12 protein-coding genes are annotated in these 12,578 nt (G+C 61.4%); 6 read left to right on the top strand and 6 right to left on the bottom strand.

The annotated features are described in order from the left end of the window. Positions 1-45: 45 nt before the first annotated feature. Positions 46-1,197: an iron-containing alcohol dehydrogenase gene (locus G5193_RS11620; RefSeq protein ID WP_421206063.1), complete on the top strand. Its 1,152-nt coding sequence runs from the start codon at positions 46-48 to the stop codon at positions 1,195-1,197. Positions 1,198-1,286: 89 nt separating this feature from the next. On the opposite strand, the gene G5193_RS11625 is transcribed toward G5193_RS11620, so the two are convergent. The 3 genes from G5193_RS11625 to G5193_RS11635 all read right to left on the bottom strand — a co-directional run bounded on the left by G5193_RS11625 (position 1,287) and on the right by G5193_RS11635 (position 2,744). After that, a complete protein-coding gene (locus G5193_RS11625) occupies positions 1,287-1,745 on the bottom strand; it encodes a methylglyoxal synthase (protein ID WP_005354960.1) in 459 nt (152 codons plus the stop codon). Between the two features lie 171 nt (positions 1,746-1,916). After that, positions 1,917-2,393 (bottom strand): bacterioferritin, encoded by a 477-nt coding sequence (gene bfr, locus G5193_RS11630; RefSeq protein ID WP_005354959.1) that lies wholly within the window; start codon positions 2,391-2,393, stop codon positions 1,917-1,919. Between the two features lie 144 nt (positions 2,394-2,537). After that, the gene (locus G5193_RS11635; RefSeq protein WP_005335965.1) at positions 2,538-2,744 is read right to left on the bottom strand and encodes a bacterioferritin-associated ferredoxin; all 207 of its coding nucleotides are present in this window, start codon (positions 2,742-2,744) and stop codon (positions 2,538-2,540) included. A 136-nt stretch (positions 2,745-2,880) separates the two neighbouring features. Between G5193_RS11635 and G5193_RS11640 the strand changes: the two genes are divergently transcribed. After that, positions 2,881-3,192: an HlyU family transcriptional regulator gene (locus tag G5193_RS11640; RefSeq protein WP_005354958.1), complete on the top strand. Its 312-nt coding sequence runs from the start codon at positions 2,881-2,883 to the stop codon at positions 3,190-3,192. Next, entirely contained in the window at positions 3,189-5,255 is a 2,067-nt protein-coding gene (locus G5193_RS11645) for a tRNA(Met) cytidine acetyltransferase TmcA (RefSeq protein ID WP_421206064.1), read from the top strand. Before G5193_RS11640 ends, G5193_RS11645 begins: the two co-directional genes overlap by 4 nt. On the opposite strand, the gene G5193_RS11650 is transcribed toward G5193_RS11645, so the two are convergent. Next, the gene (locus G5193_RS11650) at positions 5,242-5,961 is read right to left on the bottom strand and encodes an SDR family NAD(P)-dependent oxidoreductase (protein ID WP_421206065.1); all 720 of its coding nucleotides are present in this window, start codon (positions 5,959-5,961) and stop codon (positions 5,242-5,244) included. The genes G5193_RS11645 and G5193_RS11650 overlap by 14 nt on opposite strands. Positions 5,962-6,162: 201 nt before the next feature. On the opposite strand from G5193_RS11650, the gene G5193_RS11655 reads away from it, so the two are divergent. The 3 genes from G5193_RS11655 to G5193_RS11665 all read left to right on the top strand — a co-directional run bounded on the left by G5193_RS11655 (position 6,163) and on the right by G5193_RS11665 (position 8,466). Continuing rightward, complete coding sequence (locus tag G5193_RS11655; RefSeq protein ID WP_421206066.1) at positions 6,163-7,179, top strand: chemotaxis protein; 1,017 nt, start codon at positions 6,163-6,165, stop codon at positions 7,177-7,179. Positions 7,180-7,354: 175 nt separating this feature from the next. Beyond that, complete coding sequence (locus G5193_RS11660; protein ID WP_421206067.1) at positions 7,355-7,834, top strand: hypothetical protein; 480 nt, start codon at positions 7,355-7,357, stop codon at positions 7,832-7,834. Between the two features lie 17 nt (positions 7,835-7,851). Then, entirely contained in the window at positions 7,852-8,466 is a 615-nt protein-coding gene (locus G5193_RS11665; protein ID WP_421206068.1) for a superoxide dismutase, read from the top strand. Positions 8,467-8,550: 84 nt separating this feature from the next. On the opposite strand, the gene G5193_RS11670 is transcribed toward G5193_RS11665, so the two are convergent. Together G5193_RS11670 and G5193_RS11675 are read right to left on the bottom strand one after the other, a co-directional pair. Continuing rightward, the gene (locus tag G5193_RS11670) at positions 8,551-9,498 is read right to left on the bottom strand and encodes an ElyC/SanA/YdcF family protein (protein WP_421206069.1); all 948 of its coding nucleotides are present in this window, start codon (positions 9,496-9,498) and stop codon (positions 8,551-8,553) included. A 187-nt stretch (positions 9,499-9,685) separates the two neighbouring features. Further along, positions 9,686-12,445 (bottom strand): collagenase, encoded by a 2,760-nt coding sequence (locus G5193_RS11675; RefSeq protein WP_421206070.1) that lies wholly within the window; start codon positions 12,443-12,445, stop codon positions 9,686-9,688. Positions 12,446-12,578: the final 133 nt, after the last annotated feature.

Raw genomic sequence — 12,578 nt, forward strand, 5'->3', positions numbered from 1 at the left:
GCAGGCGCACAATGTTCGCGCATTGAGCCAGTCGAGGAGTCCGCCGTGTACAACTTCCAATATGCCAATCCGACCCGCATCTGTTTCGGCGAGGGGCAGATCGCCAGCCTGCCCGAACTGATCCCGCCCGGCAGCCGGCTGCTGGTGCTCTACGGCGGTGGCAGCATCAAGCAAAACGGCGTCTATGAGCAGTTGACCCGGGCGCTGGAGGGCGTGACGTGGCAGGAGTTTTCCGGCATCGGCGCCAACCCCAGATTCGAGCTGTTGATGGAGGCGGTGGCGCAGGTGAAGCGCGAGCGCATCGACTTCCTGCTGGCGGTCGGTGGTGGCTCGGTAGTGGATGGCACCAAGTTTGTCGCGGCGGCCGCCTGCTATGAGGGGGATGATCCCTGGGATATCTGCGGTAAACAGGCGAGTGTGCACAAGGCGCTGCCGATGGGCTGTGTGCTGACCCTGCCAGCCACCGGCTCCGAGAGCAATCCCACCTCGGTGGTGAGCCGGGGGGATGTGAAGATCTCCTTCAAAAGCCCGCTGGTGCAGCCGCAATTTGCGGTGCTCGACCCGACCACCACCTACAGCCTGCCGCCGCGCCAGACCGGCAATGGCGTGGTGGATGCCTTCGTCCATATTGCCGAGCAGTACCTCACCTTTCCGGTGGGAGGCGAGGTACAGGATCGGCTGGCGGAAGGTTTGCTGCAGGTGCTGGTGGAGAACGGCCCCAGGGCGCTGGCGGAGCCGACCAACTATCAGGTGCGGGCCAATCTGATGTGGGCGGCCAGTTTGGCGCTCAACGGCCTTATCGGTTGCGGAGTGCCGCAGGATTGGGCCTCTCACGCCATCGGCCATCAGCTGACGGCGCTTTACGGGCTGGATCACGGCCAGAGTCTGGCGGTGGTGCTCCCCGCCCTGCTGCGGGAACGGGCTGCGCAGAAGCAGGAGAAGCTGGCCCAGTTTGCCGAGCGGGTGTGGCATTCGACCCGCGAGGACAAGGCCCTGCGCATCGAGGAGGCGATTATCCGCACCGAGCAATTCTTCCAGAAGATGGGATTGGGTACCCGGCTGGCTGACTATGGCCTCAGCGAAAGTTGCATTCCGGCGGTCTGCTCCAATCTCAAGCGGGTGGGGCGCACCGCGCTCGGTGAGCAGCAGGATATCGACCCGGATCGGGTGGCACGGATCCTCGCCCGCGCGCTATAAGCCGGCGCCGGTTTGTGTCCCTGGCTGATTCATTTTCCCAATTAAAGAGGGCCGCTTGTTGCGGCCCTTTTGCATGACGGGTTAGCCGATCACTCGGTGCGTGCCTTCAGATAACCGGCGTAATCCGGGATCTGCACGCTGAACGCCTGGCGCATATGGGGGCTGTCCATGATGAAGTCGGCGGTCGCTTCGTTGGTGGCGACCGGGATGTTCCAGACTGCCGCGAGGCGCAGCAGCGCCTTCACGTCCGGATCGTGCGGCACCGCATTGAGGGGATCCCAGAAGAAGATCAGCACGTCGATCTTCCCTTCGGCGATCAGGGCGCCGAGCTGCTGGTCGCCCCCCATGGGGCCGGAGAAGAGGCAGGTGATGGGCAGTTGCGCCTGCTTGCCGAGCATGGTGCCGGTGGTGCCGGTCGCATAGAGGTGGTGGAGCTTGAGCTCCTCCTTGCGGCGCATCACCCAGTTCAGCAGAGGGGTCTTCATGTTGTCGTGAGCCACCAGAGCCACCCGTTTGTGGGGCGCCATCTCGCGTGCAATCTGTTCCATGGAAATCGTCCGTAGCATTGTTATTGGCAGAGAGCCGTATCCTAATCGAAAGCCATGACAGATGCTGTGTCGGGCGTATTAACTGTGATCCTGTCGAAAAGTTTTCGGGTCATGGCTGCTCAAATGAAGAGACCCGCGCTGGCGGGTCTCTTTGCTTGCTGGCTTGCTGGCTCAGGAGCCGTGGTGCAGTTGCGATTGTTGGTAGTTCTCCAGCCCGATGCGATCGATAAGATCGAGCTGGGTCTCCAGCCAGTCCACATGCTCCTCCTCATCCTCCAGGATCTCCTGGAACAGGTCGCGGCTGATGTAGTCCTGCACCGACTCGGCGTAGGCGATGGCTACCTTGAGGTCGGGGATGGCATCCATCTCCAGCGAGAGGTCGCAGCGCAGCATCTCTTCGACGGTCTCGCCGATGCGCAGCTTGCCCAGATCCTGCAAGTTGGGCAGTCCTTCCAGAAACAGCACCCGTTTGACCAGCTCGTCGGCGTGTTTCATCTCATCGATAGACTCGTGATACTCCTTGTGCCCGAGCGCCTTGAGGCCCCAGTCATCGTAGATGCGGGCGTGCAGGAAGTATTGGTTGATGGCAATCAGCTCATTGGCCAGCACCTTGTTGAGGTGGGCAATGATCTTGGGATCTCCTTTCATCGACAGTGCTCCTTGGTTCGTGCCTGAGGCTTCGATCGTTAGAGCTTAGTCCAGAAAAGTGACAACAAGAGGTCTGGCGAGCCAGTTCGCCTGAGAAAAGGGGTGACCCTGTTGGCGGGTCGCATCAGAAAAGATGTGTCCGGATCAGGCCACTTCGTAGTAGAGCACGGGTTGCTCCTGCTCCATCTTGTCGAGTTCGGCGGCGATGATCTCCATGGTCATGCGCACGCATTTGCCACATTGGGCGCCCACCTCGAGCGACTGCTTGAGCTGGCGGAATTCGCTTTTACCTGACTGTACCGCTTTGCGGATCTGGGTATCTGTGATGCCGCGGCACAAACAGACGTACATGATGGTCACCTCTTGTGGAATGAAATGAAATCTAAATGAGAATGGTTCGTAGTGCAAATAACCATTAGTAATAAGATCCCCTGCTTGCCACTGTGCAACCCCTTGGGGACAATGCTGGCAACCAGAGGAGATCACCATGCTCAAGAAACTGTTCAGTGCCCTGTTCGGGGGCGAGCCGACCAAGGCGCCGGAAGTCACTCCCACCGAATATGCCGGCTATCTCATCTATCCGGAACCCATGGCCGAAGGTGGCCAGTACCGACTGGCAGGGCGCATCACCAAGGAGCTGGACGGCGTGCTGCAGACTCACCGTTTCATCCGCTCCGATCTGTTTGCCAATCCGGCTGATGCCGAGCGTTTCATGGTGCAAAAGGCTCACACCTTTATCGATCAGATGGGAGATCGCATGTTCGAGCCCCGCAAACCGGCTGACAGCCAAGCTTCATGACACTGCAAGAGGTCACCCTGCTGCGCGAGGCGCTGGCCCGCGCCGGTGAGCGGCGCCTGATCTGGCTGGAGGGGGAGGAGGCCGACTGCATTGCCCGCGCCCAATCCCTGCTCGGTGAGACTGTCTTCTGGCTGGGAGCCGGGCCCGAGTGTTATGCCCCGCAACCCGCAGCCAAGTCGCTGCAACGCCTTGGTCAGGAGTGTGACACGCTGGTGTTCAACGCCTTCAGCGGCTTTCATCCCGATGCCTTCGGGGCGCTGGCGGGCACTCTGCGCGCCGGTGGCTTGCTGTTGCTGCTGACGCCGCCAAGAGTAGAGTGGCCTGCATGGCCGGATCCTGACCGGATCCGGCTGGTGGCCCAGCCGGAGGAGGCGGGCCGGGCCGGCCACGGCTTTATCGCCCGACTGGTTCGGTTGCTGGAAGGTGATCCTGCCCTCTCTCTGGATCCGCCGGTTTGCTCGCTGCCGTGGCAACCGATTGGGCCGGAGCGCAGGCTGAGCTGCGATCAGACACGGGCACTGCCCGCCATCCACAAGGTGTTGCACGGCCATCGTCGTCGGCCACTGGTGCTGAGCGCCGACCGCGGCCGAGGCAAGAGTGCGCTGCTGGGGCTGGCTGCCGCCGAGCTGCTGCGCCAGCAGCCCGCGCTGAACATAGTGGTGACGGCCCCCTCGCAGGCGACGGTCGCGACCCTGTTTGCCCACGCCGCTCGCGGGCTAGATACCACGCCTGAACAGCTGACCGGACTGAGCTACTGCTCGCCGGATCGGCTGGTGCACGAGGCGATGAATCCCGATCTGCTGTTGGTGGATGAAGCGGCTGCCATTCCGACCCCGCTGCTCGAGGCCATGCTGGCCCGCCACAGCCGCATCGTGTTTGCCACCACCGAGCACGGTTACGAGGGGACGGGGCGCGGTTTTCACCTGCGCTTCAAGCGGGTGCTCGATAGCCAGACCCCGGAGTGGCAGGAGATCCACCTCTCTGAGCCCATTCGCTGGAGTGAGCGCGATCCGCTGGAGCCGCTGATTTTCCGCCTGCTCGGTCTCAATGCCGAAGTGGTAACTCCCTTGCCGCCGACTAGCCCGAGCTGGCGTCTGGTCAATCAGGAGGCGCTGGAGAGCGACGAGACGTTGCTCAACCAGCTGTTCGGCTTGCTGGTGCTGGCTCACTACCAGACTACGCCGAGCGATCTCAGATCCCTGCTGGAGAGCCCGGATCTCGACATCCATCTGCTGGAGCAGGATGCGAGCCTGCTGGGAGTGGCCTTGGTGGCGCGGGAAGGGGGAATAGACCCTGAACTTGCCGAGGCGATCTGGGCCGGGCGTCGCCGTCCGCGCGGCCATCTGCTGCCCCAGTCGCTGCTGGCTCATGCCGGTTTCAAGACTGCGGGGGGGCGCAGCTACGCCCGGGTGATGCGTATAGCCATCCCCCCCGAGCTGCATCGCCACGGTCTGGGGTCGCTGCTGCTTGGCAAGCTTGAGGAGCACTATCGCCAGATTGGCACCGACTACCTCGGCTCGGCCTTTTCGGCCAGCGCCGACCTGCTCCCTTTCTGGCGCAAGGCTGGATTGACGGTGCTGCGCATCGGCCTGCAACGGGATGCCGCCAGCGGCTGCCACGCAGCCCTGCTGCTAAAGGAGCTGAAACCCGAACATGAGCCCGAGCTGGATCAGTGGCAGCAGCGTTTTGTACGCCAGCTGCCGACCCTGCTGGTGGGTGAGTTGAAAGGATTGGATCCCGAGCTGGTATGGCAATGCCTGCAAGGCAGCACCGTCACCGCGCCGGAGCTTGGCGAGTTCGAGCGCGATGAGGTTGAGTGCTTTGCCCTGCATCACAAGCCGTTCGAACTGAGCCAATCCAGCCTGCAGTTGTGGCTGGCACGCAATCTGTATGTGCTGGGTTCACTGACCCCTGAAGAACGTTATCTGCTGATCGCAGCCATCTGGCAATATGCCGACTGGGGAAGACTGGCTGCGAGGTTGCAACTGGCTGGCAAGCCCGCCGTGATCAAGAGTTTGCGGGCGCTGCTGGCGCGTCTCTTGAGTTCCTCTACCACTCGATAGGTTTGCCCTGCCAGTCGAGAAAGCTCAGCTCGCCATCCGGTTGCAGCCGGTTCATCAGGTTAATCAGATGGTCGGCTACCAGCTCGGGACTCTGCACATTTCCTGGCGGTACATTGGCGTGAAACGGGCGAGAGAGTTGGGTATCCACTGTGCCGGGGTGGAAAGCCAGCAATTTGACGCCGGTGGCCCGCCGGGCCAGCTCGATGGCGGCACACTTGAGCAGCATGTTGAGGGCGGCCTTGGATGCGCGATAGCCATACCAGCCGCCCGCTCGGTTGTCGCCAATGCTGCCGACCCGAGCGCTGAGAACGGCCAGAGTGCAAGGCTCGCGGCCAAACAGCGGTAACAACTGGCTGATCCAGCGCAGCGGCAGCAAGGCATTGGTCTGGTAGAAGCGGGTCATGGCATCGAGATTGATTGCTTCGAGTCGCTTCTCTGGCTGGATTTCCCCCTGATGCAGTATGCCGTTGCAGATCACCACCCGATGCGGTCTCGGTGCCAACTCCGCGATGTGGGCTACCGCTTCTGTCATTTGCTCATCGCTGTAATCACAACATAGCCAGTGCGGGGGTGGCGAAGAGGCTCCTGCTGGTGCGGGCTGACGACTGATGGCAATCACTGGCCCAACACCCGCCGCCAACCAGTGTGTCACCAGAGCCGCCCCGATCCCGCCAGAAGCGCCAATCACGACGATACCTTCACTCATCTCAGGCTCCTTGTGAGTACATGATGGATTTCTCCATCTGCCAATGTTGTCCTGATTGGCAGATACGATCCCGCCATCCTGCGGGATCAAGCGGTTAACGATGCAATCTTGCCGAGATCCGAGCCGTTGGGTGAATTCCATTCCTATACTGAGGGAAAACCGCAGCGGTCTGCTGCCCGCGCAACCAGAATGAGAGTCACCATGATGTCCAAAGATGGGGAAGAGCGTAAATCTATCCTGACCGAAAGTGGCACTAACGAGCTTGAGATCATCGAGTTTCACCTCAAGAAGCAGCTACCGGACGGTCGTGAAAAAACCGCTTATTACGGGATAAACGTCGCCAAGGTGCGCGAGGTGATCCGGGTGCCGGAAACCACCGATTACCCCAATGCCCAGCGCCATATGGTGGGGGTCTTCTCCCTGCGGGATCGCCTCATCCCGCTGGTGGATCTGGCGGGCTGGCTCGGCATCGAGACCAACCCCGACCCCAGCCACAAGGTGGTGATCGTCACCGACTTCAACAAGATGGCCAACGGTTTTCTGATCGATAGCGTCAGCAGGATCCATCGGGTCTCCTGGGAGGATGTGGAGTCTCCCAGCCAGTTTCTGGAGGCGGGGGAGAACGACTGCGTGGTGGCCGTGGTCAGGCGTGATGGCAACCTCATCATGATCCTCGACTTCGAGAAGATCATCGCCGATATCAACCCCGAGCTCAGCATGGAGAAGTACGACGTCACCCAGGATCGCAAGGTGCTCATCGACGATCGCATGATGGCACTACGTCAGGGCAAGACCATTCTGGTGGTGGACGACTCGGCCTTTATCCGCAAGATGATCGAAACCACCCTGCGCACCGCTGGCTACAACGTGATCACGGCCAAGGACGGCGGCGAGGGACTGGAGATGATGACGGATTTCGATCGTCTGGCCCAGGAGGAGAGAATGCCGGTGACCGGCTTCGTCAATGCGGTGATCACCGATGTGGAGATGCCGCGCATGGATGGCATGCACCTGCTCAAGCGGCTGCGGGACACCCCCTCCTACAAGGAGATGCCCATCGTGATGTTCTCCTCCCTGATGAGCGATGACAACCGTCAGAAAGCGCTGCAATTGGGGGCCAACGATACCATCACCAAGCCCGAGATAGGGCGCATGGTGGGGATGATGGATCACATGCTGCTGGGGATTGCCCCGCCCTCGCCCGCCAACAACATCTGACCTGCCGTTAACTTCCAATTGGCCGGTCGAATCCACTGACCGGTGCCTCAAGCGGCCACTCCTTGCCAAGGGGTGGCTGCGTTGTTTTGGCTGTTTACTGCGATTCCCGACGCCCCTTGTCTCCCGGATATAATTCATGTAATGATAATTATTATCATTTGTTGGTGTGAAGCATATGACAGCAACCTGGGTGAAGGGGTGGGTCGAGTCGACCGAAGGTGGCAGCAGCATGAGTCACTGGAAAAAGCAGACCCGAGAGGGCAACCGGCTGTTTGATTGCGGCGAGTATCATCATGCGCTGGCTCATTATCAGCAGGCGCTCTGGCTGGCTCGTCAGCAATTGGTGCAGTGGCACGATGCCGATGAGGCGGTGGCGGCGCTGGTTGTGGCTCACCACAATCTGGCGGATCTGCTGGTGGCCATGACTCTGCCCGATCGCGCCGCCGACCTGCTCTGCTATGTGCACGACTGCCTGCTGGCGACCTGTCACTCCCCCGCTTGCTCCTCTCGCCTGCGTGAAGCCGCGTTGCGCCATACCAGCACAACCCGTGCCGAGTTGCTGACGTTCGTACAGCGCCACGGCAGCCACGCCGGGATCATGCGTTCGCTCGGTCACTGCCTGTGTCAGAGCGAGCCCTCATCCCGGCTCCATTAATCCGAACAGAGGTCATCATGAGCCATACCCTGCCAGCCCTGAACTATGCCTACGACGCACTGGAACCCCATATCGATGCCCTGACCATGGAGATCCACCATAGCCGTCATCACCAGACCTATATCAACAACCTCAACGCCGCACTGGAAGGGGCGCCCGAGCTGGCTGCACTGCCTGTAGAGGAGTTGCTGCGCCGCTTCGATACCCTACCCGCTACCTTGCTGGGGGCGGTACGCAACCATGGCGGTGGCCATGCCAACCACTCCCTGTTCTGGCTGGTGATGAGCCCGCAGGGGGGCGGTGAGCCGGGCGGTGAGCTGGCGCTGGCCATCGAGCGGGAATTGGGGGGATTCGATGCCTTCAAGCAGGCTTTCACTCAGGCGGCTCTGAGCCGCTTTGGCAGCGGCTGGGCCTGGCTGGTGGTGGACAAGGCGGGCAGATTGCAGGTGGAGAGCAGTGCCAACCAGGATAGTCCCCTGATGCATGGCCATACCCCGATCCTGGGGCTGGATGTGTGGGAGCACGCCTACTATCTCAAGTACCAGAACAAGCGTCCTGACTATATCGCAGCCTTCTATCAGGTGGTGGATTGGGCCGAAGTGGCCCGCCGCTATCAGGCGGTGCGAGGCTGACTTGGTCGCTGGGAATTGATTTGCAGTACAGCCGCCACAACCCGCGCTGTAATAACAAGACCCGCCAGTTGGCGGGTCGTCTGTTTATGGTGTGGCAGTGCTGACGCTGGCGGCTGAAGGGGTCATCGGCAATGTGGGCAAGGCCGCGCTGGGCATCTCGGCGGTGGTTTGTGCCGCAGGTTTGGTGGGAGTGACTGGCTCAGTGGCTGCCGCTGCGGATAAAGCAGGAGTGACTTGTTCAGTCGCGGCCGAGGCAGATGGAGTAGCCGACTCGGTGGCAACCGCGGCAGAGACTGCCGCTGGCTTGGCCTCATCCACCGCCGGTTTGGGCTGTTTGAGGCAGGGTTGCAGGCTGCCGATGGTGCTCAGTGACTGGCAAGGCACAGGCAGACCGATGGGGACCGGTGCCCCGAGGAACTTGGGCCCCTTGTCCAGTACATAGAGGTCGAGCAACCCCATCAGGCGGGCAAAGACTTCCCGCACCCGGGTGCGGATCCCCTGATAGGCGCTGGGATCCTCGGCATTGAAGCCGACCGCATCGATACCGAAATGGCGGGCGATGAAAATGGCCCGCTCGTTATGAAAGCCCTGGGAGACCACGGTAAAGCGCTCCTGGCCGAACACCTCCTTGGCGCGAACCACAGAGTCGAGGGTGCGGAATCCGGCGAAATCCATATAGATGGCGGAGGCGGGGATGCCCGCCTTGATCAGGGCGCGGCGCATCTGGCGCGGCTCGTTGTACTGCACGGTGGCGTTGTCACCGGAGACGATGATGAAGTCCACCTTGGCATTGTTGTAGAGCTCGGCCGCCGCCTTGATGCGGTATTTGAAGTAGTGGTTGGGGCCACCACCGGAGAGATATTTGGAGGTGCCCAGCACCACCGCAACCCGGTTGTAGGGCACCTTGTCCACCCGATCGTAGGTGTAGTGACGGGCATCCGAGACGATCCACTCGCTGTAGCCCAGCAGCATGGCAATCAGGGCCAGCAGCAAAACGAGGCAGGCGAGGAGGATCTTGGCAAACTTCTTCATGCGCGGTGCGGTCAGGGTCTGAAGTTGGGAGTGGCTATCGGCATTCTATTACAACTCGGCCGCTGGCGTCAGGCTTGATAACGGGTGGGCGCCTCATTCGGGCAGAGGTTGTCGCAGCAGAGGCCGGGAGAGCGGGAGGATAAAGCGAGGGGCTGCGGTGGCAGCCCCTCTGTTGGGTGAAGGTTTATCAGTGGGCGGAGTCGTTACCCTTGCAGGCGTCTGACTCCTTGTTGGCTTGCCACCAGGGCAGCAGATCCCGGGCGAGCCACGCCTGATAGGCGTCGCTGTCGTTGGCGATCAGCCGGTCCAGCTCCCCTTCGAAGTCGCTCATCGCCTGCTGCCGATCCGGATTGCGCAGCGCCTGTGCCAGCGCCAGCCAGCTGGCGCCGCGACCGGTGTCGTTAAGGAAGCGGTGCACGGTATAGGACCAGGAGTAGACCATCTCGCCACCCTGGTCGTAGTCAAGGTGGAGGATCGCCGCCAGTGTCGGACGCTGGTTGGCGGGGCGGTTTGCCACGTTATCCAGACCCCGGGCAAAGCACTGGCCGTGGGCGATGTACTCTGCAATCCCCTCGGCCCACCAGGTAGTGCGGTTGAGCGGATAGTGGCCGAAACTGCCGTACTGGTTGAAGCGCCCATCCAGATAGTGAACGTACTCGTGGCGCAGGTTCCACACCTGGAAGGCAGGGCGTTTCCACTCCGCCTCATAGGCGAAGAAGCGGGCCTGATTGCCGGGGCGAGCCGGATCCCCCTCGATATAGATGCCGCCATTGTCGGTGGAGACACCAAACAGCGCGCTGCCGTAGCGGCCCCAGTCGGCGGAGGAGTTGAAGATCACCAGCTCCAGCGCCTCGTTGTGATCATCGGCCACCGGTTGCCAGCCTGTCTCCATCTGCTGGTGGAAGCGCTGCTCCTCGTCACCCAGCTCGCGGCAGATCCCTTCGGCCTGAGACTGGGTCAGATCCTGAGCGCGCAGACGCAGGGTGGGCGAGCAGGTGTGCTCGAACGGCAGAATATCTTCCATGCGGATCGGGGTACAAAGCCCGGCGAACTCGCCACTGATACAGGCTTCGCTGGTGCGATCCGTGTAGGTGAGGTAGTAGCTGGAGAGGGTCAGGGATACCTCTTCCAACATGGCAGCCGGATGCTGTCCGCCCGGGATCAGCCCTTGCTGGCGCATGATAGCGATGACATCGCGATCCAGCTGTTGGCGGTAGGCGATCGCCTTATCCGGGCTGGTGTGATGGAGGTAGCGCATCATCTGGTAGAGGCGGCTGTGGGCATCGAGGATGTTGTTGAAGATAAACAGATCCCGTGAGCCATCGCGCTGTTTCCAGAGGGCCAGCTCGCTCAGGCCCAGTTGCAGCAGGCTCTGGCGCAATGCCGCCTCCTGTTGCAGCACAGCTGCGCTGAAGTCAGCCTGCTGACCGTAAGAGGCGCTCTGATCGACCAGATTGAGTAGCTCGAACAGGCCATCGGCCCAGGGTTTGTGGCCATTGATCTGTGCCGCATGTTGCACCGCATAGCCGAGCGCCTGGTTGAGCTGGGCCAGCATAGGGGCGGCACTCTGACGGAAGGTGGCTTGCCCAAGTTGTCCCTGCGCTGCCACGCTCCAGGCTTCCAGCACTGTGCCAGCCTGATCCTGCGGTTCAGCTCCCAGCAGCAATGGGTGGTTGAGCAGATCAATCATCACCCCGGCCAGTGCCCGGGCGACCTGATCACTCTCTTTGCCAACGCCGCCGTGGTAGTTGTGGGCGCGCACATAATAGAGCAGCTTGTCCATTGCCGGATGGGTCGGCTGGTTGGCCGCCAGCAGGGCACGCATGCCGCGCACCACCGCCATCAGCTTGGCGTCATCGTGGCCGTAATCCGCCTGCCAGGCAGGACTGTTCTGGCCGCTCACGTCGGCCACCAGTTTGGCTGCATCGCTGTCGAGCAGATCCACATCGGGCTGCTCGGGCTCGGAGCAGAGACGACCGTTGGCGCGGCGGCACTCCAGCTGCTCCTCCTTGCTGGCCAGCACGATGGGGCGATTGAGCACCCGACTCTCCTGCCACGCTTTGCTCTCTGGCAGGGGTTGCCACTCGCCGCCGGCGACCGGGTATTGGTAGCCGCTATCTTGCAGCGTTACCTGAACCTCGCTGCCAGCGGGGATCACCTGACGGCAGATGCGATAGCGGATGGTGTTGCTCCCCTCCTTGCGCTCCTGCGGCCCATCACACTCCTGCTGAGGCGTGAGCTGATCCAGCTGCCACTGATAGCGGCGCCAGACGTGGATCTCGCTGACCTGAGCAGCAGCCTGACTACCTGCCACCGGTTGCAGACGAAAGAAGATCTGCTCCAACCGGCCATCCCGCTCACTCGGGGTCTCTTCAAGTACCTGCAACTGCTGCCAATCCTGCGGCTGATAGTGCCACTCCGACTCGGCGCAGCGGCCCTGCGCGTTGAGTTCGCAGCGATCCAGCACCCTTTCGCTCTGACCCAGGATGATGGCTTGCGGCAGCGGCAGACGATCCTGCCGCTGGGCGGTCGGCGTGCCCGCCAGCTGCTCCCAGCGACCCTGCTTGAGGCCATAACCAAAGTCATAACTGCTGGCGGGGATGAGCTTGCCCGCAGGAATCCGATCCTCACAGCGCACGAAGCGGATCTGCCAGCCCGCATCTACCTTGAGCTGCGGCTCGCCACACTGTTTATCGGCCAGTGCGGCGAGATCGCTGCTCTGCCAGTCGAAGCGACGGTAGACCCTAAGCTGCTGGTAAGGAGCATTGCTGCTGCGCGCCTTGAGCTCGTAGGTGATCTCGGTGATGCGAGCGGCCAGTTGCCGGCTCGATTCGCCAGTCAGCTGATACTGTCGCCAGTCATTGGGGGAGTAGTTGGCTTGCGCCGAGGATGTCGCCAAAAGCAGGGGGCCTGCCAGCAGCAGCCACCCGGTACCTGAACGGTTCATTTTTATCCCTTTGTTCTTGTTTGTGTATTGTCTTGCGAGTAATCGCAAGGCAATTTAAACAGATCCAAAGGGATATCAATTGCCAATTAAAAATCAGATAAATCAATAAGATGATGGCTTTTTGAGTCTGATC

This window comes from Aeromonas sp. 601027 (assembly GCF_049174455.1).
Classification (GTDB): domain Bacteria; phylum Pseudomonadota; class Gammaproteobacteria; order Enterobacterales; family Aeromonadaceae; genus Aeromonas; species Aeromonas veronii_A.

Bases quoted from the DNA above. Each gene is read 5' to 3' on its own strand.
- G5193_RS11635 (WP_005335965.1), bottom strand. From the start codon at position 2,744: ATGTACGTCTGTTTGTGCCGCGGCATCACAGATACCCAGATCCGCAAA.
- G5193_RS11665 (WP_421206068.1), top strand. From the start codon at position 7,852: ATGAGCCATACCCTGCCAGCCCTGAACTATGCCTACGACGCACTGGAA.
- G5193_RS11640 (WP_005354958.1), top strand. From the start codon at position 2,881: ATGCTCAAGAAACTGTTCAGTGCCCTGTTCGGGGGCGAGCCGACCAAG.
- G5193_RS11645 (WP_421206064.1), top strand. From the start codon at position 3,189: ATGACACTGCAAGAGGTCACCCTGCTGCGCGAGGCGCTGGCCCGCGCC.
- bfr (WP_005354959.1), bottom strand. From the start codon at position 2,393: ATGAAAGGAGATCCCAAGATCATTGCCCACCTCAACAAGGTGCTGGCC.
- G5193_RS11650 (WP_421206065.1), bottom strand. From the start codon at position 5,961: ATGAGTGAAGGTATCGTCGTGATTGGCGCTTCTGGCGGGATCGGGGCG.
- G5193_RS11675 (WP_421206070.1), bottom strand. From the start codon at position 12,445: ATGAACCGTTCAGGTACCGGGTGGCTGCTGCTGGCAGGCCCCCTGCTT.
- G5193_RS11655 (WP_421206066.1), top strand. From the start codon at position 6,163: ATGATGTCCAAAGATGGGGAAGAGCGTAAATCTATCCTGACCGAAAGT.
- G5193_RS11625 (WP_005354960.1), bottom strand. From the start codon at position 1,745: ATGGAACAGATTGCACGCGAGATGGCGCCCCACAAACGGGTGGCTCTG.
- G5193_RS11670 (WP_421206069.1), bottom strand. From the start codon at position 9,498: ATGAAGAAGTTTGCCAAGATCCTCCTCGCCTGCCTCGTTTTGCTGCTG.
- G5193_RS11660 (WP_421206067.1), top strand. From the start codon at position 7,355: ATGACAGCAACCTGGGTGAAGGGGTGGGTCGAGTCGACCGAAGGTGGC.